Below are 25505 nucleotides of genomic sequence, written 5' to 3'. Positions count from 1 at the left end.
TATTGCAAACTAGCAACGATTTTTATCCTTTCATTTTTTTGCCGCCATTTCGGCTCACAACACGTTCCGACTCCTCATACAACTTGCTTCACACACTTAACTCACCTAGACTTCTCTCTCTTAATCAGCTTTTAGCACCACTCCCAGCCCATCACGATACAACAACCAACAACTTTAAGTACCGCAAACAATCAAATTACATGATGCGAGCTTCCATGTCGGTTTATGTCCATATTTATACAATACTTTAATAAATTTGAAAATGGGCGATTATTCTCTTTATTTTTTTATCCCCTAAAAAACAAGCAGGACATCCACTATTCCTTAAGGAGCGTGTTTTTGATGTTTAGAGAAATCCACAAGTCCAAAATTCACCGTGCAGTAGTTACCGAGGCCAACTTGAATTACGTAGGGAGCATTACGATTGACCAGGATATTTTGGATGCGTCGAATATTCTCGAAAATGAAAAGGTGCAGGTCGTCAATATTAACAATGGCGCCAGACTGGAAACGTATGCGATTTCGGGCCCAAGAGGCACCGGCATGATCTGCCTGAACGGAGCAGCGGCAAGACTGGTTCAGCCTGGCGATCTGGTCATCATTATTTCCTATGCCATGATGGAGGATCAGGAGGCGAGAACGTACAAGCCAAACGTCGTCATTATGGGTGAGAACAACCGTATTGTGACGGATTCTTATCAAGAACTGCATTCGACAATCGTTTAACTTCAGATACGAAAGTGGGGGGAGCTAATGAACTCGGTCCGCAATCTATCGGAAGTGCTGTCGTCCGTCCGGACAAGCGGAGCTGGAATTACATTCTGCGAGGCGGGGACGGAGAGATTTTTATCCTATGACGGCCTCTATGAGAATGCGACGGCTCTACTTGGAGAGCTGCAAGGCAGAGGAGTGCAGGCGAAGCAGTTCGCCGTTCTCCAGACGGAAGACAATGAACGGTTTGTGACATCGTTTTGGGCATGCGTGCTCGGCGGCATTATCCCCGTTCCGCTGACGGCGGGACGGACGGATGAGGGCAGGAGGAAGCTGCTGTCCGTTTGCAAGCAATTGGGGGAGCCTTATCTTCTTTGCGAAGCCGATATTTGGGAGTCCATTCAGTCCTATGGTGCAAAGATGGACGAGGGATCCGTTATCGCGGGCTTGCAGAGCAAGCTTCTGCCGTTTGAGGATTTGTTCGCGGCGAAGCAGGGACCTGCGGGGAAGCCGCAGCCGGCGGGCTGGGACGACACCGCCTTTTTGCAATTTACGTCCGGCTCGACCGGGGATCCAAAAGGCGTCGTTTTGACGCATGGCAATTTGATTTCGAATATGCGCGCTATTGTGAACGGAGCGAAATCGACCGATCGGGATTCCTCCTTAAGCTGGCTGCCGCTAACTCACGATATGGGTCTTATCGGGTTCCATTTGACGCCGATTCTCGGCGGAATGAACCAGTGGCAAATGCCAACATCTATGTTTGTGCTTCATCCGATGAGATGGATGGAGATTGCGCATAAGCATCGGATTACCTGTTTGGCTTCACCAAATTTCGGATATGTTCATTTTCTTCAACACTTTAAGGCGGAAGCGGCGAGCCATTGGGATTTGTCGTCGATTCGCCTTATTTTTAACGGAGCGGAACCTATATCGGCCAGCCATTGCCGGGACTTTCTGGCACGGATGCGGGAATTTGGCCTGCGCGAGGAATGCATTTTTCCCGTTTACGGACTCGCGGAGGCAAGTCTTGCGGTTACGTTCCCCGGTGTGGAAGAGCACCTTGGCTCAAGCTACGTCAACCGAAAAAGCTTGGCGATCGGCGACACAGCTCAGCTCGCCGATGCAAGCGATCCAGACGGCGTGGAAATTGTCGAATTGGGCTTTCCCGTTGAAGAATGTGCCGTTCGAATCGGCAACGAGGCGGGTGGCGAGCAGGCCGAAGGGCAAATCGGTCTTATTTTTATTAAGGGAAGCAACGTAACAAAGGGGTATTTCAATCGCCCGGACGTCAATGCCGAAGTGATTACACGGGACGGCTGGCTAAATACGGGCGACCTTGGATTTATGCGCGGCGGCCGTCTGTTTGTGACGGGACGGATGAAAGATATCATTTTCGCCAATGGGCAAAATGTGTACCCGCATGATTTGGAAGCGCTAATGAGTGAAATTAAAGGGGCGGAAATCGGCAAAACCGCGGTATGCGCCGTTCAGGACGACGTGTCGAAGCAGGATGAAATTGCGGTGTTTATTCAGCATCGCGGCAAAGTGGGCGCGTTTATTGAGCTGAAGCGAAGCGTACAGCGTTTGCTGAACAAGCGGACGGGGTTGCAAATCAAGCTTGTGGTGCCGGTGAAGCGAATTCCGAAAACGACGTCTGGCAAAATTCAGCGGTATGCGCTTGCCGAAAGTATGAACAGCGGTGAGTTTGCGGCCGTACTGGCGGAGCTTGCGGCGCTGGAGGCAGCGGAGCTGGCTGTGCGGTCCGAGGCCAATTCCTCCGGAGAAGAGACGCTCACCCAAACGGAGCGAATCCTGCTCGATATATGGCGAGACCTGTTGAAATCCGAGACTATGGGTGTGGACGATCACTTTTTGGAGCATGGGGGCAACTCGCTTTTGGCTGCCTACGCGGCTGCGCGTTTAGAACAAGCGCTGGGTCTAGACATCGCTCTTGGCGAACTGTTTCAGTATCCGACAGCAAGATTGCTGGCCGCTTTTCTGGACGGGAAAGAAGTCGGAGGGAACGCTCAGGATAACCGGACTCTAGTTGCAAAAGCGCAAGAAAGAGAATATTATCCCGCGACGGCAGCGCAGAAGCGGCTGTTTATGCTGGAGGAAATTCATCCGGGCTTGCTCAGCTATCATTTGCCGTATGCGATAGATATTAAGGGCGCACTGGATGGAATTGCATTTTGGAATGCGTGGCAGCGGCTCGTCAGACGCCATGCCTCACTTCGCACCTCTTTTACAATGAAAGAAGGGCAAGTGCTGCAAAGGATTGAAGCGGAGCTGGAGCCGCCGATTTCGCAAAGGGACGGTCGGGCATGGACGGCTGCCGAAACAAAAGCGAAAATAAAAAGCTTCTTGCGTCCCTACAAGCTGGACGAGGGGCCGTTGTTCCGCATCGAGCTGATCATGCTTTCGCAAAACCATCATCTCATGCTGTTCGACATGCACCATTTAATTACCGACGGCACCTCGATGGGAGTGCTCATTAGCGAGTTTCTCCATTTGTACGAAGGGGGCAGCCTGCCGCCTATCGATTTGCATGTCGGCGACATAGCTATGTGGGAAGAAACGGCGAGAGGGGATAAGCGAGCTGAGGAGCAGCGCGCTTTCTGGCGCCGCCGGTTTGCGGGAGGCGTTCCCGCTTTTGAATGGCCGTCCGATTATGCGCGGCCGCTTCGTTCCAGTCATCAGGGCTCTGTAGAAACCTTTTTGCTGGACGCCGAGCTTGCGGCCAACCTGAACCGACTTGCGGCATCTTCGGGAGGCACTTTGTACACCGTTCTGCTTTCCATTTACTATGCTCTTCTCTCCAAGTATACAGGAGCGGAAGACATGATCGTAGGCACTGCGGCGGCGGGACGTACCCAGCTCGCTGTGCGGAATATGGTAGGTTTGTTCGTCAATATGCTCCCGATCAGATTGACGGGGGGCAAGGAGCTTACCGTAAACGAATGGTTGAAAAAAGCCGGCGGAGACATTATGGAAACGCTCGGGCATCAGGACATTTCGTTCGACGAGGTGGTAGAGCTGTCCGGCGCTGCCCGGGAAGCGGGACGTCATCCCTTGTTCGACACCGTCTTTACTCTTCAAAACATGGACATTCCCGACTTCAAAACAAGCGGGGCCGTGTTCAAATCGAGCTTGATTCCAACGGGTACGGCCAAATTTGATATGACATGGGAATGTACGGCAAGCGATGCTGGCATTACCTTCTCCATTGAATACGCGGAAGATTTGTTCCGGGCCGATTCCGTCAAGCAGCTTGCCCGTCATTATGCCGCATTGGCCAAAGCTTTTGTCCAGCGGCCGGAGGCGAGCCTGCTTGAGCTGTCGCTTCTGGATGCGGAAGAGAAGGCGCATATGGCCGAGCTCAGCGCAAGCCCGCGGGCGGAAGAGTATGCTCCGCTGCCCTTGCATGAGCGGTTCCGGCTAATCGCGGAGCGGCATCCAGAGAGAGTTGCGCTGGAGATGAACGGCAAGGCGATGACTTACCGTGAGCTTGAAGAGGGTTCGAACGCTCTTGCAAGCTGGCTGAGAGATCGCGGCGTCGCTCCGAAATCGCGGGTAGCGCTTATGCTTCGCCGCTCGTTTTCCATTCCGCTAGCGATACTAGCCGTATTGAAAACAGGCGCAGCCTATGTGCCGATCGACCCGACGTATCCTGAGGAACGGATTTCCTTTATGCTCGAGGACGGAGCGGCTGGAATGCTGTTAACGGGTGCGGCCGATGCCGCAAAGAGCCGCGAGCTCGCGGCAAAATCGCTAAGCAACGTTCAAGTTTACGATTTGGACGAGCGGAGAGAGGAATGGATGGGAGCGGACCCGTCCGAGTTCAAGGCTGAAGTTACGAACGCCGATCTCGCTTATATCATGTATACGTCCGGTTCGACCGGCAAGCCGAAAGGGATTTTGACGACTCATCGCAATGTTTCGCGAATTGCGGTGGAAGCCGATTATATTCGCCTTTCGGAAAATGATGTTTTGCTGCAATTGTCCAATTATGCGTTCGACGGCTCTACTTTCGATCTATACGGCGCGCTGCTGAATGGAGCCAAGCTGGTGCTGGCAAGCGAAGAGGATGTGCTGGATGCGGGCGCATTGCTCCAGCGGATTAAGGATCAGGAAGTGACCGTCTTTTTTACAACGACGGCCTTGTTTAATGTGCTGGTCGATAATGGACTCCATCTTCTCAGCCATATCCGGCATGTTTTATTCGGTGGAGAGAGGGCTTCTGCGGCGCATGTCAAAAAGGCTCTGCGAGCGTTCGGCCCCGGCGTTTTGCTGCATGTTTACGGACCGACCGAAACGACCGTTTTTGCCACTTGTTATCCGGTCCGGGAGAGGAAAGAGGATTCGGCGACGATTCCAATCGGGCGGCCGATTGCGCTTTCGGATGCGCTCGTTCTGGATGAGCGGGGAGAATGGCTGCCGCCGCTCATGACCGGCGAGCTGTGCATTGCCGGAGAAGGAGTTGCTCAGGGTTATTTGAACCTTCCCGACATGACGGCGGAGAAATTTGTGCCCCATCCTTTCAAGGAAGGGGAATATATGTACCGGACGGGCGACCTCGTCAGATGGCTGCCGGACGGGCAGCTGGAGTTTCTCGATAGAATCGACTCGCAAGTGAAGCTTCGCGGCTTCCGAATTGAGCTTGGTGAAATCGAGAGCAGGCTGCTGGAATGTGCGGGCGTACGTGAAACGGTCGTTGTGGTACGGGAGCGGGACGGGCAATCCGTGCTTACCGCTTATGCGGTTGTCGATACGGAGGAGTGGTCAATTGAGCGGCTCCGCGCCGAGCTTGGCGAGAAGCTGCCGGGCTTTATGATGCCGGCTGCATTTGTCCGGATGGACAAGCTTCCGCTTACGGCAAATGGCAAAGTGGACAAAAAGAAGCTGCCCGAGCCGGAAGCAGCCGATTTCGGAGCCGGCCGAGGCGGAGCGTTTGAAGCGCCGGCCTCGCGGACGGAGTCTAAGCTTAAGGCCGTATGGCAAGCGGTGCTTCATCCCGGAGAAATCGGCGTGTGCGATCATTTCTTCGATCATGGCGGACATTCGCTCAAAGCTGCGACGCTGGCTGCGGAAATTCAGAAGCAGTTCCAAGTACGCATGCCGATCAAAGATATTTTTCTGCATCCCACAATTAGGGAACAGGCTGCATGGATCGATCAAGCGGAATCGGAGATTCTCGATTCGATTGTTCCCGCTGCGGAGCAGTCGTCTTATCCGCTCAGCCCGGCTCAGCAGCGTATTTTCCTAATTGAGCAAATGGGCGGGGCCGGCATCGCGTATCATATTCCGCTGGCACTTCGCGTTGATTCTTCTATCGACCGGAAACGGATAGAACGGGCGCTTCAGCAGCTCATTGCCCGGCATGAATCGCTTAGAACCTCCTTCCATTTGCACGCGGGTGAGGCGCGCCAAACGATTCATTCCGACGTCGCTTTCGCGCTTAAAGAAGCGGACGGTACAGGCGGGAAGGGGGAGAAGTTCAGCTCGTTTGTTAAACCGCTGAAACTGTCCCAAGCTCCGCTGCTGGATGCGGCATGGTTGGATGACGGCGTGAACGACCATTATTTATTCCTCAATGTGCATCATATCGCGGCAGACGGCCTATCGATGGCGCTTTTGATTGAGGAGCTTGAGAAACTTCTCACCGGGGAGCCGCTTCCTGAAGTGAAAGTGCAGTACAAGGACTACGCTGTATGGAGGGAGCGTCAGAACGAGTCGGAACGGATGCTCGCGCATGGCCGTTATTGGCGGGAGGCGCTTGCCGCTCCGCTGCCGGCGCTCGATATGACGCTTGATTATGCCCGCGGCGAACGACAAACGTTCGAAGGGGAAACGGTCCCGTTTTCCGTTCCGGGCAGGCTGGGACAATCGTTGCAAAAGCTCGCGGACGAAAGCGGCATCAGCTTAAGCAGCTTGCTGTTTGCTTCCTACGGGCTGCTTCTTCAAAAGCATACCGGCCAAAGAGAGCTGGTCGTCGGCGCGCTGACGGCGGGCAGAACACATCCGGACGCTGCGGAGACGGTCGGTATGTTCAACGGCTTTTTGCCGATTCGGCTTCATGTGCCGGAAGGAACAAGCTTTGCGGAGTACGCCAAAGCGACGCATGACAGGCTACTGGACGCTTACGAGCATCAAGAAGCGGCCTTCGAAACGATAGTCGAAGCAGCCCAACTGCCGTTTGATCCTTCCCGCAATGCGATGTTCGATACAATGCTCATTGTGCATAACCAACTGGAGAATGGCTTGCAGCTCGAAGGAGAGGGCCGTCTTCTTCAACTGGAAAGGCTGGGAGAAGGAACAACAGCGAAGCTGGACTTTAAGCTCGATCTTTATCCTTCCGGGGAAGGAGGCTTTGCGGCAGAGCTGGAATTCAGCACCCGCTTGTTCCGCAGATCGACGATGGAGCGATTCGCGGAGAGATGGCTTTCCCTTCTGGAGCAAGCAGCGATTTCTTTTGAGGAGGACTCAGCTCTATACGAGTTGGCTTCGCCAAAGGACAAAAAGCTTATTTTGAGTCAATGGAACGGGACGGAGTTCGACTATCCGCAAGGAGAAACGATTCATGGCATGTTCGCGAAGCAGGCGGCTAAGACGCCTCAAGCGATTGCCGTTAGAACGAGCGGCGGTGAGCTGACTTACAAGGAGCTGGACGACCGTTCAAACGGACTGGCAAAGCTGCTTATCGAAAAAGGAATCGGCGCCGATACCGTTGTCCCGATTGTTACGCAGCGATCTCTCGGCATGATGATTGGCATTATGGCTATTTTGAAAGCCGGAGGCGCGTACTTGCCGATTGATCCGACGTTCCCTACTGACCGGATTCGCTACATTTTGGAGGACAGCGGTGCTGCTTTGCTTATTTCCGAGCGGAAATGGCTTGCGGGTCTGCCTTTCAGCGGAGAAGCTTTCGAGCTTGAGACGGCGATTGAAGCCGTATATGGCATGACGGGCGTGGATTTGGAACCGCCTGCGCCGACGACGGGATCGCGAAATATGGCCTATGTTATCTATACGTCGGGTTCGACGGGCAGACCCAAAGGGGTCATGGTCGAGCATGATGCCGTCATCAACCGGCTGAACTGGATGCAGCATGACTACCCGATTGGAGAAGGGGACGTCATTTTGCAAAAAACGCCGATTACGTTCGACGTATCGGTATGGGAGCTGTTCTGGTGGAGCTTCGAAGGGGCGTCGCTTTATTTGTTGGAACCGGGCGGAGAGAAGGAGCCTGGACTTATTTTGCGGGCTATTCAGGAGCAAGGCGTTTCGGTGATGCACTTTGTGCCTTCCATGCTTGGCGTTTTCCTTCCTTATGCCAAAGAAGCGTCGCGGACTAATCCGTTCCACGGTTTAAAATATGTGTTTACAAGCGGCGAGGCGCTCAAGCCTGCCCATGTAGTGGAATTTTACAGGCAGCGCGGCGAGGCCGCTGCAAGGCTTGTCAACCTGTACGGCCCGACGGAAGCGACCGTCGACGTCAGTGCTTACGATTGCGAGGGATACAAGGAAGGTTCTGTGCCGATTGGCGCGCCTATCCACAATATCCGCCTTTATGTCGTAAACGAAAACAGAGAATTGCAGCCCGTCGGTGTGCCCGGCGAGCTATGCATTGCGGGTGTCGGTCTGGCGCGCGGATATTTAGGCCAAGCAGACTTGACTGCGGAGAAGTTTGTGGCGGACCCGTTCTATCCCGGAGAGCGGATGTACTTGACGGGAGATCGCGCACGCTGGCTGGAAGACGGCAATATCGAATATTTAGGCCGTTTCGACTTTCAGGTGAAAATACGGGGTCTTCGTATTGAATGCGGAGAAATCGAGCATGCGCTGCTGGCGCTGCCGTCCGTAACGGATGCCATTGTAACGGCAGTGAAGGACCGGCTTGGCGAATATTCGCTGTGCGCCTATGTAGCGTCGTCCGGCTTTGCCGATGAAGGAGCGGTTAAAGAAGCGCTTAAGCTTTCTTTGCCAGACTATATGATTCCTTCCTGGTTTGTATTCATGGACGCGTTGCCGCTGAACGCCAGCGGCAAAACGGATCGCGCGAGCCTCCCGCTGCCGAACTTCCCGGAATCCGGGCAAGGAGGGGCATTGTCGACAGAGACGGAGGAGAAGCTTGCGGAGCTGTGGGCAGGCGTGCTTGGAACCGAACTTCCGGGAGCGGACGATCATTTCTTCCAAATCGGAGGGCACTCGCTCCGGGCGGCACAACTAGCCGGACTAGCGGAGCAGCGTTTCGGCGTCGCCTTTGCGATGAGGGACGTATTCGCTCATCCTGTGCTAAGAGAGATGGCTTCGGCTATCGAACGAGCCGCGAAAAAAGAGAGCATCGTATTGAAGCCAGCGGACATTCGGCCTCATTACCCACTATCTCTCGCACAAAACCGGCTGTTTGTCCTGCACGAGATGAATGCCGGCGGGACCGTTTACAATCTTCCTTTAGCGCTGCGAATCGATGGTGAGTTGAAGGTAGAAAGACTGCAGCATGCTTTGCAGGCGCTCGTCGACCGTCATGAACCGCTTCGAACGAGCTTCCATTGGAGAGACGGATCGCCTGTACAAGTCATTGAAGAGAATGTGGCGTTAACCGCTGAAGTGCGCATGGTGCCGAAAGTGGACGCTGCGGCGGAGGAAATGGCGTCTTTCGTACAGCCTTTTGATTTGCGTCAAGCGCCGCTCATAAGAGCATCGCTAGTAACAGACGGTGCAGAGGGCCATCTTCTGCTCATGGATATGCATCATATCGTTTCCGACGGTATTTCCATGACGGTGCTGGCATCCGACTTTGCGGATCTATACGCGGGAGAACAACTCGCCCCGCTTTCTATTCACTATAAGGACGTTGCCGTATGGCAAAGAGAGTGGATGCAAGGAAAGGAGCGCGAGGAGCAAGAGAACTATTGGAAATCGGCGCTTGCCGGTTCGCTGCCGGTTCTCGAACTGCCGTCCGATCGCCCTCGTCCGCTTGAGCAAAGCTTTAAGGGAGCCAAGCTGCGCAGATCGCTGCCTGCCCCGCTGCTTGCGGGCGTAGAAGCGCTGGCGGTCAAAACGGGCCTGACCCCTTATCATGTGCTGCTCGCGGGCTACCATTTGCTGCTCCACAAGCTGACGGGGCAGGAAGATATCATCGTCGGCACGCCGATCGGAGGCCGATTCCATCCGGAGACGGAGCCGCTTGTCGGAATGTTCGTCGGCACGGCCGCCATTCGCGGTTATGTGCATGGAGGTTTAACCTTCCTGCAATTTGCGGAAAGCGTCAAATCGACCGTCGTAGACGCATTGGATCATGGGATGCTGCCGTTCGAGCATATCGTGACGGCGCTTGAGACGCGGCGCGATCTGAGCCGCAATCCGATTTTCGATACGATGTTTGTGCTGCAAAATATGGACGCTCCCGCACTTGAAGCGGCAGGCTTGAGGTTTGAGCCGAAGCCACTCCCGCATGCCGTCGCCAAGCTGGATTTAACCTTCGAGCTGGCACAGCGCGGGAGGGACCTTCAACTGACGGCGGAATACGCGACGGCGCTGTTTGACGAAGCAACGGTGAGCCGGTACGTCGACTTTTATTTCCGTATTTTAGAGACGGTTACGGCGGATGAGCACCTGCTCCTTGGGGATGTAAGTCTGCTGTCGAGAGAGGAAGAGGGGCAGCTCGTCTCCGCCTTTAACGATACGGCTGCACCTTATGCTGCCCACCGCACGGTGGAGGACTATTTGGAAGCGCAGGCCAAGTGGATACCGCATGAGGCGGCTCTCGTTTGGGATGGCGGCCAAATGACCTACGGGGAGCTTGACGCGGCTTCGAACCGATTGGCAAGAACGCTGCGGGGTCGCGGTACGGCGCGGGAAGCGGCCGTAGCCGTCATGATTGACCGCTCGCCGGAGATGATGATTGCGATATTCGGCGTATTAAAAGCGGGTGCGGCCTATGTGCCGGTATCCCCGTCGCTTCCTGCGGAGAGGGTCCGCTACATGCTGGAGGACTCCGGCGCGGAGCTGATATTGACAAAAGGCGAGACGGCTCCTCATCTGCTAGGAGCAGCGAAGGTGCTGCGCGTAGAGGATGCCCTCCTAAACGAGCCTGACGGTTCGGCGCTAGAGAAGATTCACGATGCGAGAAGCCTCGCTTACATTTTGTACACGTCCGGATCTACCGGGCAGCCAAAAGGGGTTATGATCGAGCATCATTCCGTCGTCAACCGGATTGGCTGGATGCAGAGGGAATATCCGCTCGATATAGGCGATGTCATTTTGCAAAAAACGCCGATTACGTTCGACGTCTCCGTCTGGGAGCTGTTCTGGTGGAGCTTCGTTGGAGCAAGGCTGTGCCTGCTCGTGCCGGGAGGGGAAAAGGACCCGGATGCCCTTGTATCGGCCATTGCCGAGCATGGAGTGACGACGATGCACTTTGTGCCGTCCATGCTGCATCTGTTTCTCAGTCATTCCGGCGTTGCATCGGCAGGCGGCAAGCTGGCCTCGCTGAACACGGTGTTCGCCAGCGGCGAAGCGCTGACGCCGGATATGGCCATTAAATTCAAGGCTGTCATCGGCGGGCCGCATGAGGCCAAGCTTATCAACTTGTATGGACCGACCGAAGCGACCGTCGACGTTTCGTATTTCGATTGTTCGGAACCGGAAGGGCTATCCTCCATTCCGATCGGCAAGCCGATTGACAATATCTCGCTGTATATTATGAGCGATGCCATGAAGCTTCAGCCTGTAGGTGTAGCTGGGGAGCTGTGCATCGGCGGCGTCGGCTTGGCGCGTGGGTATTGGAAGCGGCCCGATTTGACGGCGGAGAAGTTTGTCCCGAATCCGTACGCCGCTCACGGGCACGAGACGTTGTACCGAACCGGCGATCTGGCGAGAATGCTGCCGGACGGCAACATCGATTACTTGGGACGGATCGACCATCAGGTCAAAATTCGCGGTTACCGCATCGAATGCGGCGAAATTGAGCAGGCGCTTATGCGGCATGCAGGCATTAAGGAAGCGGTCGTCATGAAGCGCGAGGGCGACGCGGGCGGTGAAGGCGCGTACCTGTGCGCTTATATCGTTGCAGTCGAGCCTGTTACATCGTCCGTGCTTCGGGAATTTTTAACCCTCACGCTGCCGGACTACATGGTTCCAGCCGTCTATGTGGAGGTGCCTCATATCCCGTTGTCGCCTAGCGGCAAAGCGGATCGGAAGGCGCTGCCCGCACCGGAGAGAAGGCTCGATACAGGCGTTAGCTACGAAGCGGCAAACGGCGAGACAGAACAGGCCGTATCCGCCGTTTGGGCGGAATTGCTTGGTCGGGACGATATCGGCGTTCACCATAACTTCTTTGATGTCGGCGGCGAATCGCTGCTCCTTATTCGGGCACATCAACGGCTGGAGGAGCAATATCCCGGCGTACTCAGCGTCACGGACCTGTTCAACTATCCGACGATCGCTCGGCTAGCGGCTTATATCGATTCTCGCGCGGATTCAGGGCGGGTATGGACATGGAGCGGAGTGACGCTGCCACGGGACCCTTCGCCCAAAACGTATGTTGCGGAAAGAAAAGCTTCCTATCAATTGGCGATGGATGCGGAATTGTCAAAGGGGCTGCGCGATATGGCGGCATCCCTGTCCGCACCGGCCTATACAGCGCCGCTTGCCCTGTTCGCCCTCTTTTGGAAACAGCAATCCGGAGCCGCAAGCATCGAGCTTCCACTCGCACGGCCGAACGGTCGCCTTGCAGCGCTGGCCGTCGATTTCGGAGCCGTCAAAGGGTTTGACGAGCTGCTCGTACAAGCGGGGCATGCCATTGCGCAGTCCGACCAGGAATACGACTGGCGAAAGGTTGAGCTTAACCGCAGCCGTTCGGAAGACGGAACGTTTACTGTGGCGCCGCTGTTTGCCGACGCATCGTCCGGTTCGCCGGGAGCAGGGGAAGAATGGCTTGATTTGTTCGATTTGGTTCTGACCGTTCGTACCGGAGGAGCTGAGGAGAACTTTGAAATGACGGGGGTTATGGAGTTCAATGCCCGGAAGCTTGGCAAAGACAGAGTGAAGGAATGGGCACAGAGCTATTTGAAGCTGCTGCGCATGGCAGTCGAGCAGTACCGCCTGGCGGCGAAGGCCGGATCGGGCGGCGCTTAAAAGAAATACATCCCACATGCAAAGGAGCATCCCTTTGAAAAAGTTTTTGCTGATGGTAGGCAACATAGCGCTTTATCTTGGCATTTTCTACGCTTTGATGTATTTGCTGCGCTCCACGTACAACTATGAGGCGACGTTCAAGTTCGCCAAGTATCTTGAAGTGAACCCGTCCATGTTTGTGGCGGTACTGTTTTCGTCCATCCTTGTCGTTTACGTCATCGTATTTTGGATCAAAAGCCTCATCTGGCGCAACCGCAAGCAGTCCCTGTTTGCGGCTAGCGGATTCCGGAAGCTGGGGCTGAAGGACGCCGGCCTCATGTTCGCGATGGGCCTCGCAGGCTGTCTGTTCAGCATCGGGCTGATCGAAATCGATTATGTAGCGGAACGCTTCCCATCCATTCCTCACCTTGTGGACGATTTGATTCGGGGAGATTCCATCTGGCTTGTTGTTCTCGGAGCGGGCTTTATCGGCCCGATCTACGAGGAAATTTTGTTCCGCGGCCTCATTTACGGACAATTCCGCAATGTCATGCCGATGTATGCGGCGCTCGTTTTGCAGGCGCTCGTCTACGCTTATTTCCAGCCGAGCCTTGCTCTTTCGGTTATCGGCTTGGGCTCTGGCTTCATTTATGCAATCATGTACGTCCGTCTCTCTTCGCTTTGGGCTCCGATTATTATCCAGGTAACGGCGATGAGCTTGATTTTCGTAGCGAAAGACGCCGGCTGGTACGATGCGATTGACAAGCTCGGCGAGCCAGCGCTCTATGTCATCACGATACTCAGCCTGCTCGTATTTCTGGCCATCGCTTTTTCCGTGTGGCGCAGAGGCGGCGGAGAGCTGACTATTACTAAGTACACGAAGCCGACAGCGGCGGAGAAAGGGATGTAGCATGAAAAACTGGGGATCTGCGCTTGGGCGTGTAGCAGTCATTGTCGGTATATACTTCGCTTGGTTTTTTGCGGTCACAACTCTGATTTTTGACTACATCGCTCCGAACAGCGAATGGTTTCAGCAAAATACGCTTATCGTCATTATTTTGAACGATATCGTCGGGTTTCCTCTTATGTATTTCGCGTTCAAGCTGATCTTCAAAAAAAATATGTTCGAGCTTGCCAGATACCGCAAAATGGACAAAAGCGCGGTTGGCCTATCCCTTTGGGTAGGTCTTGGCGCCGGCTTGTTTACGGCAGCTTTCTCGCAGCTTCCCTTTATTCGGAATGAGCATCCTCAATTCAACGATCTATTCGATTACTTGAATCGGGCGGATTGGTATGTATTTCTTGTGTTCCTGCTGCTCGGCAATATATACAAGGAAACGTTGTTCCGGGGAGTGCTGCTGAACGAGTTTAAAAGGATTTCTCCCTTGGCGGTAGCTATCGTCATACAAGGACTTTTGTACGGAGCGTTGTTCTTTTTCGGAGATATTCCTTTGTCGATGTACGGCTTTTTGGGCGCAGTCATCTTTGCCATCCTTTACGTCTGGTTTGATTCCATCTGGGCGCCGATTGCCGCTCAAGTGGCATGTCAAGGCTTGCAGTACATTCTTTGGCATATCGGTCCGAAAAGCGACAACGTTACGAGTCTCTCCATCGTGATGGCGGTTTCGGCATGCATTATAGCGTCGGGCTTGTTTTGGGCGGCGCGCCATCGTCGCAAGCTGGGCGTTGCGACAGCGGGCGGCAAGGAGGTCCACGCTTGAAAACGTTAAGAGTAGTCGGTATCTCGTTGCTCTATTTGGCGATTTATGCAGGCGTTCTTATGCTGACGAGCTTTGCACTGTACAACTGGGTCGACCATAAGCCTTTTCAGGACTGGCTTGCGGTCAATTCGGGAGCCACTATGATTTTCGCTAACATTATTGTTCTCGCTATTTATTTTCCTTTGCTCAAATGGCAGCGGATCGGCTGGAAGGAGCTTGGCTTCGTCCGTCCGCATTCCTTGACGATCACCGCGGGGAGCGGCATTTGGCTCGGTCTTTTTATCGCTTCCTTTACGCAGCTTCCATGGATAAAGGAAGGTTTTCCAGCAATAGCGAATTTGGTAGGTTTTGTGACGGGCGGAGGGGGCATTCTCGTATTTTTGGCGGGAAGCCTTCTGCTCGGCTCCTTGCTTGAGGAATGGCTGTTTAGAGGAATGATGCTGCATGTGCTCCGCCAGCGCTTCTCCGTCATGTGGTCGGTCGTTATTCAGGCCGTTTTGTTCGGAGCCGTGTTCATGAACGTTGCCGTAGGGGCGTTCGCCGCCTTAGGCGCAGTTATTTATGGAGTGATTCGCCTATCGTCCGGCTCCATTTGGTCGTCGCTGATGGCTCATGTTTTGAGCACGGGGACGCTGTATATCGTTGGGAAGTTCAGCAGCGAATGGTCGGCGGACATGTATTTGATTTTGGCGGTCATCAGCGGACTGGCGCTGCTTGCACATTTGTACGGAATGATGCGTGGAGGGTACGAGCATGCCTCAGGATTGCCGAAACAGCGTTCAGCAGGCAAGGCCGGCCACATTTAACTAAGAGAGTGGGAAGCAGGAGACTGCACTCAGAACAAGGAAGGAGCGTCTGCTATGTTTCAACTGGATCTGCTGGAATCCAGCAGCGAAGAAGAGGATCGTATTTTGGAAAAGGACAACGAGTCGGTTCTGGAGACCTCCACCCATGAGATTGCGATAATTGGCATGTCGGCCAAGCTTCCGAAGTCGAAAACGCACAAGGAATTTTGGGAATTGCTGAGCGGCGGCGTCGATGGCGTCGCTGCCTTTCCAGAGGCACGGCAGCGCGAGCTTGAGCCTTATTTAGGCAGCCTGCGGCGCAGCTATGCTAATTTGTCTTTATTTGACGGAGCCTATTTAGAAGACATATCTTCCTTCGATTATTCGTTTTTTCGGTTATCGCCGAAAGAAGCCTCACTGATGAGTCCGAACCAGCGCTTGTTTCTGCAAACGGCTTGGAACGCGCTGGAGGACGGAGGCTACGGCGGCGAAGGGATGCGGGGTACGCGCACCGGCGTATTTATCGGTCATAATGCGGACGCTCTGCACGATTACAAACGCATTATCGAAACGCTGGACCCGGAGGCGCTATCGATGGCTGCTCCCGGAAATTTGAGCTCCATGATCGCAAGCCGCATCTCGTATTTAATGAACCTCAAGGGGCCGGCTGTCAGCGTAGATACCGCTTGTTCGTCCTCGCTTGTAGCGGTGCATCTGGCTTGCCAGTCTATCCGCACAGGCGAGTGCGACCTAGCGATCGCGGGCAGTGTGAAGCTGAATTTGCTGCCTCTCGATATCGGCATCAGGCTTGGCATCGAGTCCAGCGACAACCGGGCTAAGCCTTTTGACGATTCTTCGGACGGCACAGGGATTGGCGACGGAGTCGTGGCCCTGCTGCTCAAGCCCCTTGCCAAAGCGCAATCGGACGGGGATCACATTTATGCCGTCATTAAAGGGAGCGCCATCAATCAAGATGGAAGCTCAGTCGGCATAACGGCGCCGAACGCGCTCGCCCAGGAAGACGCGATTGTCCGGGCATGGCAGGACGCGAACGTCGACCCCGAGACGATTACGTATATGGAAGCGCATGGAACGGGAACCTCTCTTGGAGATCCCATTGAAATAGACGGAATGACGAGGGCGTTCGCCCGCTTTACGGACAAAAAGCAGTTTTGCGCCATTGGCTCCGTAAAGAGCAATATCGGCCATCTGGATCATGCCGCCGGAATTGTCGGCCTGCTCAAAGGCGTTCTTTCGCTTACGCATCAGATGTTGCCTCCTACGCTGCACTACAAGCTTCCCAACCGCAAAATATCGTTTGTGGACTCTCCAGTTTACGTAAACGATACTTTGATGCCTTGGGTATCGGAATCATCCCCCCGCAGATGCGGCGTGAGCGCCTTTGGCATGAGCGGCACGAATTGTCACGTCGTGCTGGAAGAAGCTCCTGAGCGCACGAGGGAGAGTGCGCTGTCCCTCGATGAGGGGCCTCGTTTATTTGTACTCTCCGCTCAGAGCAAGGCCGCATTGCAAAACTATGTTGCGGATTATCTGGAATGGCTAAGCGGCGAAGAATCGCAGCGGGTCTCTCTCGCAGACCTTTGCTACAGCGCCTCTATCGGCCGGAGCCATTACCGGCATAGACTCGCGGTTGTCGCCGAAGACGCGGCAGATTTGCGCGACGTTTTGCAGAGCTTGCATGACGACGGGCTCTTTAGCGGCATGAGCCACCGGGCTTTTGTCGGAGAAGGCGGATTGGCTAACGATTTGTCATTTGCCTTAGCAGGAGATGCCGAAATCGGAGCGGCGTTTGGCCGGGAACAATTGGTGCGACTGGCGAGGCGGTATGTGAAGGAAGAAGAGGTTGATTTTGTAGCCTTGTACCAAGGAGAGCGGAGAAAACGGCTGCCGCTGCCTGTGTATCCTTTTGAGCGCCATGCCTGTTGGGTGGAGCCGTCACGTGCCTTTAAACGGTTGGAGTCGCTGGCACAGTCCGGGGCGAATGCTTCGGGGGGCGGAACTTTTGAATCGGCAGGGACCGCTTTGGCCCAGGGAACCCTATCTTCTCGCGAAAATGAGCAAGCGGAGCTTCACGGAACCGTTCTGCTTGGCGAATGCAGCGGATCGGAGACGGCACGGACCATAGCCGATGTTTGGGGAGAACTGCTTGGCTATCGGGAACTGCATAGCGAAGCGAACTTTTACGAGCTTGGCGGGGACTCCATCATTGCCTTGCGCATCGTCAACCGGTTAAGCGAGCAGTTTGAAGCAAAACTGGAAGTCATTGATTTGCTTGCGCGCCCCGTGTTGAAACAATTTGCCGGAGCGATAGAGGAGCGTCTGGGACATCAGGCTGATCCGGAAGAGGCTTCCGAAGCGGCAATTCGTATTCCCGTCCTGCCGAAAAGCGATCATTACGCCGTTTCATCTCCGCAGCAGCGGATGTACTTGCAGCAGCAGGCAGCGCCGGATGACAGAAGCTACAATTTGCCGGAAATGCTCCATATTGAGGGGGGAATTGACGCAAGCCTGCTGGAGGCGGCCATTCGTCAGTTGGTGGCTAGACATGAAACGCTGCGCACCTCTTTTGCCGTTATAGAAGGAGAACTGAGAGGCATTGTTCATGAGCATGTCTCTTTTGAGCTTCATACGGGGGAGGTGGACGAATTAGCGCTGCCGGAAAGGTTGAACGAGCTTTCCCTTCCGTTTGATTTAAGCCGGGCTCCGCTTCTCAGAGCTTCCCTTCTGACGCTGCGTCCGGATCATCATCTTTTGGTTTTGGATATGCACCATATCGCATCGGACGGCATGTCGGCGGGCATTTTGCTCAAGGAGCTAATCAGCTTATACCGGGGCGAGGAGCTTCAACCCCTCAAGCTGCAATACCATGATTATTCCGCTTGGCAGGCGGAGCAGCTGCAATCGGAACGAATGGAGGGAAGCCGGGAGTTTTGGCGGGAGCAATTCCGCGGGGAATGGCCGGTGCTTGAGCTGCCGACGGATTACCCGCGCCCTCCTGTGAAGAGCAGCCGCGGCGATACTTTCGATCTTTATTTGGATGAGGAGCGGGCGGCGAAGGTACGGAAACTCGCGGCGGAAACCGAAACGACGCCATACATGGTTCTCCTCTCCGCGTACTACACGCTGCTTGCCAAATATACGGGAGCGGATGACTTTGCGGTAGGAACGCCAATTACCGGACGAGTGAGCCGCGAGCTGGAGTCGGTTGTCGGCATGTTTGTCGGCACGCTCGTTTTGCGCGGTTATCCTACAGCTCACAAAAGCTTCAGCTCCTTTTTGCAGGAAATTAAAGAAATGTCCGTGAAGGCGTTCCAGCATAGCGAGTTTCCTTTTGAGGAGCTGGCGCAATGGGGGGATCGGCGGGACAGCAGCCGCAACCCGTTGTTTGACACAATGTTTATTATGCAAAATTTAAATATTCCGGATTTCTCCACGCCTGAGTTTAGCTACCGGCATGAGCGTTTCCCTCACGGGACAGCCAAATACGACTTGATGATTCAAGCTGTCGAGCAGCCGAACGGAAGCTTGCGGTTCGTTGTGGAATATTGCACCGATCTGTTCCGTGAAGAGACGGTGCGGACGATGATGCGGCATTATATGACGCTATTGGATAGCGTTGCGGCTAATCCGGGGACGGCGCTTGGCGATTGCGAAATGCTGTCGGACGAGGACAAGGAGATGCTGTTGAATCGTTTTGGCAGCAAAAGCGCGTCATTCCCAGCCCCGGTTACGCTTCAACAATGTTTCGAGGATCAAGCAGATCGCGTGCCGAATCATGCCGCCGTTCAATTCGAAGCGGATTCGCTTAGCTACAGGGAGCTGAACGAGCGCGCGAACCGCCTTGCACGCAAACTGCAGGAGAAGGGAATCGGCCGCCACTCCATCGTCGGCGTAATGGCTGAGCGCTCGCTCGCCATGATGACCGCTATGCTTGGCATTATGAAGGCGGGCGGGGCTTATATGCCGATTGACCCTCATTATCCGGGGGAGCGGATTCGGTATATGCTCTCGGACAGCGGAGCGGAATTGCTGCTGACGGACGGCTCGGCTCCTGACGAGACGGAGAAGGTTCTTGAGCTTCCTTCCATGAGGCTGAGCCTTGCGCTGACGGATGAGGGGGACGGAAGACCTCTAGCGGTTGAACGTTCGGCGGATGACCGTATGTACGTCATTTATACGTCGGGCTCAACGGGAGAGCCAAAAGGCGTTATGGTGCCGCATCGGAGCTTTTTCAACTTTGGCCATTCGCTTCGGACTTTCTATGACGGAAAGTTTGACGAACGGGACCGCTGCTTAAGTTTGACGAACATCTCGTTTGACGTCAGCGTGTACGAGCTGTTTATGCCGCTTATGTTTGGGGCATGCGTCGTCTTGTATCCCGAGCCGAAACATCTCGATCCAAGGCAAATGGCAAGCGTGATCGTCGAAGAAGGCATTACATCCGCTTATCTTCCGCCTACCTTGCTGGGTGATGTCGCACGCACTCTAAGCAAAGACAAATCCAGAGTACGTCTGAGCAAAATGCTGGTCGGCGTGGAGCCGATCAAGGATGAGACGCTGGAATTGTACGCGGAGCTTAATCCGGCCATACGGATCGTCAACGGATACGGGCCTACGGAAGCGACGATTTGTTCCAATATGTTTTTGTACAAGCCAGGTTCGGTTAGCGGGGCAGTAGTGCCCATCGGCGGACCGATGCACGGCGTCGATATTCATATTTTAGGCTATGGAGACAAGCTGGCTCCTGCCGGGGTGCCCGGAGAATTGTGCATATCCGGCAATGGGCTCGCTCTCGGCTATGTGAACAAGCCGGAGATGACGGCCAGCCGTTTTGTAGAGCATCCGCTTAAGTCCGGCGTGACGATGTACCGCACTGGAGATTTGGCGAAATGGCGTTCGGACGGCAGCGCCATGTATGTGGGCAGAATCGACCATCAGGTCAAAATTAGAGGTGTCCGGATTGAGCTGGGAGAGATTCAAGCGCAGCTTGTCAGACATGAACAAATTGAAGCGGCTGTCGTCCTTGTTCAAGAGGACAAAGCTGGCGACAAGCGGATTTGCGCTTATATCGTCTTGAACCAGCAGAGTGGGGAAATGAACATTCACGAGCTAAAAAGCTTCTTGAGGCGCAGTTTGCCGGATGCGATGATTCCTTCCTATTTCTTGAGCATTGAGGCGATTCCGCTTACGCCGAACGGGAAGGTCGACCGTAAAGCGCTGCCGGAGCCGCAATGGATTGGCAGCGATGAGGAAGGAGACCGCCCTTATATCTCGCCAAGCGGCAAAACGCAACAAAAGCTTGCCGCAATTTGGGAGGAGCTTCTGCATCTCGAACGCGTTGGAGCCGACGGCCACTTTTTCGATTTAGGCGGTCATTCGCTGAAGGCGGCTACACTAGTTAGCCGGATACAAGAGGAGTTTGGAGCGGTTGTGCCGCTGCGGGTCGTGTTCGAGCAGCCTACTCTTGCAGAGCTTGCATCGGTGATCGATTCAGCATCAGGCGAAGGCTACAAGCCGATCCCGAAACAGCCGGATCAAAGCGACTATCCGATGTCCCGCACGCAGAGAAGGCAATATGTTCTGCAGCTTTTATCGAGCGGAGGGACTATGTATAACCTGCCTTTTGCATTGGAGCTGAGAGGGAAGCTGGATTTGCACAGGCTGGAGGCGGCTTTTGCTAGACTCGTAGAACGCCATGAAAGCTTGCGGACCACATTCCATTACAATGATGGGGACTTTAAGCAGCAGGTTCATGGCCCGGATGAGGTTTCGTTTAAGCTGGAGCGACTAAGCGGCTTCGATACGGCGGTTAAAGGCGTAGATTATACGGCGCATTCTTCTGGTTTGAGCGGTTCTGCGCTGCAGGAGAGGATAGAAGGGTTTGTAAAAAGCTTCTCGCTGGATAAAGGACCGCTGCTCCGGGCAGGTATAGCTCAGCTAGAGGAAGACTACCATTTACTGCTGCTCGATATGCATCATATTGTGACCGATGGCGTATCGATGGGCATTTTCGTAGGAGAGCTTACCGCGCTTTACGGCGGAGCCGAATTGCCCGCACTCGCGATTCAATACCGTGATTATGCAGCTTGGCAGGAGGAGCGGCTCACGAACGAAACGGCCGCTTCCCGCGAGCATTATTGGCTCGATCTGTTCCAAGACGAGCTTCCCGTCCTGGAGCTGCCGACGGACTGGCCGCGACCTGCCGTGCAAAGCTATGCCGGGCGCCGGATCGCTTTTGCCATGGATGCCCGTCTCACGGATGCCGCCCGCAAGTTCGCCAAGGAGCGGGGCGTTACGCTCTTTTCGGTATTGCTTGGCGCTTACTCGGCTTTGCTTGCGAGATACAGCGGGCAGGAGGATATTATTGTCGGAACGCCTGTGGCGGGCCGGACCCATGGCGATACGGCGGGCTTGATCGGCATGTTTGTCAATACGGTGGCCGTGCGCAGCCGTCCGCAAAGGTCGATGAAGATCGGCGATTATTTCGAGGAGCTGCACAACGGGGTGCTGGGAGCGCTGGAGCATCAGGAATATCCGTTTGAGGACCTTGTCGAGCGGATCGGGGTTAAGAGAGACCAGAGCCGGAATCCGATTTTCGATACGATGTTTATTTTGCAAAATATGGACCGCGCACCGCTGGAAGCGGGGGACTTGTCTTTTATGCCGCTTGATTTCGAGCCGGGCGTCAGCAAATTCGATTTGACGCTGGAAGCGGCGGAGGAAGGCGAGGAGATCGCCTTCCATCTGGAGTATGCGACGGCGCTGTTCCTCCCGGAAACGGTGGAGAGATTGGCGCAGCATTACTTAAAGCTGGTGGAAGAGATGACGGCAAGCGGAGGCCGGGATCGCATAATCGGGGAATTGGAGCTGTTAAGCTCAGAGGAGATGGCGATTCTTCAAGAGGACGCCGATCAGGAAGCATTTCTGGAAAGTGCCGGAGCGTTGGAAGTGATAGCGGAGCAGGAAATGCATGATACGTCTAATTGGTTGGTGAACGACAAGGCCGAGAGGGCGGAAGAAGACGGGGCCGAAACGGGCTGGATCGGCTTCATGGAGCAGTTCGAGCGGCAAGTGGCTAAGACGCCGGACGCTGCGGCGCTATTGTTCGGTTCAGAGGTTTGGTCTTACCGGCAATTGAACGAGCGGGCGAACAGGCTGGCTCATACGTTGAAGGACGCGGGCGTCGGGCCGGAGCGAATCGTGGCGCTGATGACGGATCGATCGCCGCTCTTGCTGATCGGCATTCTCGGCATTATGAAAGCAGGCGGGGCTTATGTGGCCATTGATCCCGCCTATCCGCCAGAGCGGGTTGCTTGGATGCTTGAAGATTGCGGAGAGCAGCTTTTGCTGACGGAGAAGGCCTATGCCAATCGGGCCGCTTCGGCTTCACAGGCATGGTATTTGGACGATCCGGGCATGTACGGCGACAACGCCGACAATCCGCCAATCGTCATCAAGCCGGAAGGGCTCGCTTACGTGCTGTACACCTCCGGTTCCACTGGACGGCCGAAGGGAGCGATGATCGAGCATCGCGGTCTAGCAAGCTTTCTCAAAGGGTTCGGAGAGCGAATTCCGATGCGGGAAGGGCAAGCGATTTTGGCGATGGCGACAGCCTCGTTCGATATCTTTATCGTAGAAAATTTGCTTCCGCTAATGCTTGGCATGCGCATTGTGCTGGCGAGCGAAGAAGAGCGGAACGATGCGGGCCTATTGCAAGAGCTGATGGCGAAGCATGAAGTGGACGTGCTGCAAATTACGCCGTCACGGTTCAAATGGTGGCTGGCGCAAACGGGCCAAACGGAGAGCTTCCGTCCGTTGTCGATCTTTATGATCGGAGCGGAGCCGCTAAGCAAGGAGTTGTTCGCCGGAATCAGGGAGCTGACGGATGCCAGAGTGTTTAACTTGTACGGCCCGACAGAGACAACAGTATGGACATCTATTTGCGAGGTTACGGACGGAAATGCCATTACGATCGGTACGCCAATTGCAGGCGCAACGATGGTTATTATGAACGAGGCGATGCAAGTTCAGCCAATAGGCGTCATCGGAGAAATTTGTATCGGCGGCAGAGGTGTCGGCAGAGGATATCTGAGCCACCCGGAAAGGGGCACGGGCGTATTTGTGGACGATCCTCTGTGTACAGGCGGACGGATGTACAAGACGGGCGATCTCGGCCGGAGGCTGGCTAGCGGCGAATTCCAATATGCGGGCCGCCGCGACCATCAAGTGAAGATACGGGGCCACCGGATCGAAACGGGAGAGATCGAATCTCAGCTTCTGGCGCTGGAAGAAGTCAGGGAGACGCTCGTCACTGCTATTGTCGAAGGAGAAGGCGAGCAAACTCTGTGCGCTTATATCGTAGGGCAGGAGAAGGGCGGCATTCCGCAGGGCGAGCTGCGCAGGAAGCTGGCGTCCCGGTTGCCGGACTATATGATTCCGACCTACTTTGTAGAGCTGGATGCGATTCCGTTGACTCCAACGGGAAAAGTGGATCGGAAAGCTTTGCCGGCACCGAATCGCGATCAGCGGGAAACGCGCCTGTATGTCGCCCCGGCAACCGAGACGGAGCGTAAGCTGGCCTCCGTTTGGAGCGAGCTGCTAAATGTGGCCGAGGTCGGCGCTGAGGACCGGTTTTTCGAGCTAGGGGGACACTCCTTAAAAGCCGCGATGCTGGCAGGCCGAATCGGAGAGCAATTCGGGGTTCACGTACAGCTTAAGGATATTTTCTTATATTCGGATTTGAGGTCGCTTGCCGCCCATATCGATGGGCATGACGGAGCTTGCTATGAACCGATTCCGCGATTGGATACGGAGTCCTTCTATCCGATGTCCCGGGCGCAAAAGCGGCAGTACGTTCTTCAGCTCATATCCGGCGATTCTACGGCTTATCATGTTCCATTTGCGCTGGAGCTGCTTGGTAAGCTCGATTCGGAGGGGCTGGAGGCATCGTTCCACAAGCTGATTGCGCGGCATGAGAGCCTTCGAACGACCTTCCACTACGAGAAAGGGCAGTTCGTGCAGAGGATTCATGATGAAATGGCCTTTAAGCTGGAGAGCAATGCTTGGGCTCGTATGGTGGCGAAACGATTGGCTTCGGCGGAGGATTTCCAAAAGCTCGTAGATGAGCTGATGCGCCGCTTCATACGTCCTTTCAGCTTGGGAGAAGGTCCTTTATTAAGAGCATGGCTCGTGCCGACGGGTGAAGACCGTCATTTGCTGCTGCTCGACATGCACCACATTGTGACGGACGGCGTTTCCGTAAGCCTGTTGCTGAAGGAAGTAACGGAGCTGTACAGCGGCCAGAACTTGCCGGAGCTCCGTATTCAGTACCGTGATTACGCCGCGTGGATGGAGAATCGTCTTAATGGGGATGCGTATTTGGCCCATGAAAGCTATTGGCTGGAGCAATTTTCCAGCACTATCCCTGTTTTGGAGCTGCCTACCGATTATCCACGGCCAGCGTCGCGCAGTACCGCCGGAGAAAGTCATTCGTTCCGGCTGGAAGCGGAAGCTGCCGACGGCGTGAGAAGGCTGGCGAGGGAGCAAGACACCACCTTATACACCGTGCTGCTAGGCGCATATGCCGTATTTCTTGGAGGGCTGTCCGGGCAGGAGGATGTGGTCGTCGGTTCTCCGGTTGCGGGAAGAAGCCATGCCGATACGGAGGGGCTCATTGGGATGTTCGTTAATACCGTCGCTATTCGAAGCATGCCGGAGCGTAAGCTTGCGGCAGGACAATATTTCAAGCGGCTTCATGGTCAAGTGATCGAATCGCTGGAGCATCAGGAATATCCTTTCGAGGATTTGGTCGAAAGAACGGATGCGGGCAAGGACCAAAGTCGCCATCCTCTCTTCGATACGATGTTTATTCTTCAAAACATGGAGCGGTCCGATATGCATGCGGGGGAATTGGTATTTAGACCGCAGCCGTTCGATCCCGGAGTGAGCAAATTCGATCTGACGCTGGAGGCGGTGGAAACAGCTTCCGGTGAAATTTCCTTCAATCTGGAATATTCAACCGCTTTGTTCCGAAATGAAACGGCAAAGGAACTGGCGAACGGGTATCTAAGGCTGCTTGCCAAGTTGGCGGGACCGGGCAGCGGGCAAACGACGATAGGCCGGCTGCAGACGGAAGATTAAAGTT

General features: G+C 54.8%; 6 protein-coding genes. All 6 read left to right on the top strand.

Going from position 1 to position 25505, the window contains the following annotated elements; all coding sequences use genetic code 11:
* The first annotated feature begins 342 nt into the window (after positions 1-342).
* The 6 genes from panD to ACFQZE_RS16650 are packed head-to-tail and all read left to right on the top strand — an operon-like array spanning position 343 to position 25501.
* The gene (gene panD / locus ACFQZE_RS16675) at positions 343-726 is read left to right on the top strand and encodes an aspartate 1-decarboxylase (RefSeq protein WP_379358987.1); all 384 of its coding nucleotides are present in this window, start codon (positions 343-345) and stop codon (positions 724-726) included.
* A gap of 27 nt (positions 727-753) precedes the next feature.
* Positions 754-12855, top strand: coding sequence for an amino acid adenylation domain-containing protein (locus tag ACFQZE_RS16670; protein ID WP_379358985.1), 12102 nt, complete (start codon positions 754-756; stop codon positions 12853-12855).
* A 34-nt stretch (positions 12856-12889) separates the two neighbouring features.
* Positions 12890-13744, top strand: coding sequence for a CPBP family intramembrane glutamic endopeptidase (locus ACFQZE_RS16665; RefSeq protein ID WP_379358983.1), 855 nt, complete (start codon positions 12890-12892; stop codon positions 13742-13744).
* Between the two features lies 1 nt (position 13745).
* Complete coding sequence (locus tag ACFQZE_RS16660) at positions 13746-14555, top strand: CPBP family intramembrane glutamic endopeptidase (RefSeq protein WP_379358981.1); 810 nt, start codon at positions 13746-13748, stop codon at positions 14553-14555.
* The gene (locus ACFQZE_RS16655; RefSeq protein WP_379358979.1) at positions 14552-15361 is read left to right on the top strand and encodes a CPBP family intramembrane glutamic endopeptidase; all 810 of its coding nucleotides are present in this window, start codon (positions 14552-14554) and stop codon (positions 15359-15361) included. The genes ACFQZE_RS16660 and ACFQZE_RS16655 overlap by 4 nt, the downstream gene beginning before the upstream one ends.
* A gap of 54 nt (positions 15362-15415) precedes the next feature.
* Complete coding sequence (locus ACFQZE_RS16650) at positions 15416-25501, top strand: amino acid adenylation domain-containing protein (RefSeq protein ID WP_379358977.1); 10086 nt, start codon at positions 15416-15418, stop codon at positions 25499-25501.
* Positions 25502-25505: the final 4 nt, after the last annotated feature.

Source organism: Paenibacillus sp. GCM10027627 (assembly GCF_042675505.1).
Taxonomy (GTDB): Bacteria; Bacillota; Bacilli; order Paenibacillales; family Paenibacillaceae; genus Pristimantibacillus.
The sequence above is the reverse complement of the archived record's forward strand: the minus strand, read 5'-3'. Positions and strand labels throughout refer to the sequence as shown.